The sequence below is a fragment of the Cellulomonas septica genome, from assembly GCF_012396155.1.
Taxonomy (GTDB): Bacteria; Actinomycetota; Actinomycetes; order Actinomycetales; family Cellulomonadaceae; genus Cellulomonas; species Cellulomonas septica.
This window is the reverse complement of the sequence record NZ_JAAXOY010000754.1, coordinates 1-1,560: the sequence shown is the minus strand read 5'-3', so window position 1 is coordinate 1,560 and position 1,560 is coordinate 1. Positions and strand designations below refer to the sequence as shown.

At 75.5% G+C, this 1,560-nt stretch carries 2 protein-coding genes and 1 pseudogene; 2 read left to right on the top strand and 1 reads right to left on the bottom strand.

Features of this window, described 5'->3' with window-relative positions; genetic code table 11:
- Both HGA02_RS18850 and HGA02_RS18845 read left to right on the top strand, forming a co-directional pair.
- A pseudogene (locus tag HGA02_RS18850) lies at window positions 1-346 on the top strand (cupin); the annotation flags it as partial.
- A 43-nt stretch (window positions 347-389) separates the two neighbouring features.
- On the top strand, window positions 390-1,010 hold the full coding sequence (locus HGA02_RS18845) for a GNAT family N-acetyltransferase (protein WP_168680867.1): 621 nt from the start codon (window positions 390-392) through the stop codon (window positions 1,008-1,010).
- Here the strand turns inward: HGA02_RS18845 and HGA02_RS18840 are convergent.
- A partial coding sequence (locus HGA02_RS18840; RefSeq protein WP_168680865.1) for a DUF2238 domain-containing protein occupies window positions 980-1,560 on the bottom strand: 581 nt, incomplete at its 5' end. The two genes, HGA02_RS18845 and HGA02_RS18840, sit on opposite strands and share 31 nt — an antisense overlap.

The window sequence follows — 1,560 nt, the reverse complement described above, 5'->3', positions numbered from 1 at the left end:
CGTTCTGCAGGATGCCGAGCACGCGCGCCCCCGCCGTCGCCGCGACCTGGCGCTCGAGGGCTACGCCGCGCTGCTCGACGACGTCCGCCGCCTCGGTCCCGCGCAGGCGCTGCGACCGCTCCACGAGGCCGCCGCCCGCCTGGTCCGCCCGTACGTCCCGCACTGGCAGGACCGCTGGACGCGGACCGTGCTGCACGAGACCGACGGCACCGCCCGTGCGCTCGAGGGGCTGGTGCGCGGTGCGTCCGGGCACCTCGCGTCGGCGCGCGTGCGCGAGGCGCGTCCCGACCCGGCGCCCCGCCGGTACGGCATGTGCGGCCGGTTGCAGACCTGGCCGCTCGGCTAGCCGGGTCTTGCCGCCCGGAGGCCGCGCTCCTACCGTCGCGAGGGTGAGCGCCGCAGCGATCGACGTCGACGGGCACCGCGTCGTGCCGCTCGGGCCCGACACGTGGGACCTGTTCGCCGGACTCGCGGAGAAGCACAACGGCGTGTGGGGCGGGTGCTGGTGCACGTACTTCCACCTGTACCCCGACCCGACGGAGGAGCGCCGCGCGGTCGGGCACCGCGAGTTCAAGCGGCAGCTCGTCCTGGCCGGTCGCGCGCACGCGGCGCTGGTCCTCGACGCCGACGATGAGGCGGCGGTCGCGTGGGCGCAGTACGGGCCCGTCGACGAGGTCGCGAACATCCACCACCGCAAGCAGTGGGAGCGCGAGGCCGTGCGCCGACCGGACTTCCGGATCACGTGCCTGTTCGTGGACCGCGACCACCGGCGCAGCGGCATGGCGTCGGTCGCGGTGCGCGGGGCGCTCGCGCTGATCGCCGACGCGGGGGGCGGGCTCGTCGAGTCGTACCCGCACGACCTGCCGCCCGGGAAGAAGACGTCGGCGTCGTTCCTCTACAACGCGACGCGCACGATGTACGAGCAGCTCGGCTTCGCGTACGACCGGCCCAAGGGTCAGGGCAACTGCGTGATGACGACCTACGTCGAGCCGGCCGCACCCGTCGGCTGAGCGGGACGGGCCGGAGCCCTGCCGCCGACCCGCACGAGCGCCGCGCCGGCGACGGTCGACCCCAGGGCGCCCATGACCATGTCGCCGATCGTGTCGCCGTACGCGACGTAGATCGTCGGGTCGAGGTACGTGTGGCCGAGGTACTCGCCGATCTCCCACGCGACGCTCAGGGTGGTCCCGAGAGCCGCGGTGACCAGCACGGACGCCCCGCCGCGACCCCCAGCACGTGCTGTCCGCGGGTCCACGACGGCGCCCGTGCGCACCGCGAGCAGGAGGTGCGCCACGGCCGCGACCAACCCGGTGACGACGAGGTGCATGACGACGTCGAGCCACGCCACCGCCTCGTACAGCCCGAGCACGCCCGCCCACGCCGACGCGAGCAGCCCCACGCCGTACGCCGCGTCGAGCCACGCCGGCACCCCGCCGAGCGGGGGGAGTGCCACCCCGCCGACGACGAGCACGAGCAGCGCCGCGTCGACCGGGCCGAGCGTCACGAGCGCGACGACGACGGAGACGAGCGCGAGGACCCGCACCGCGCCGCCGGGGCCCC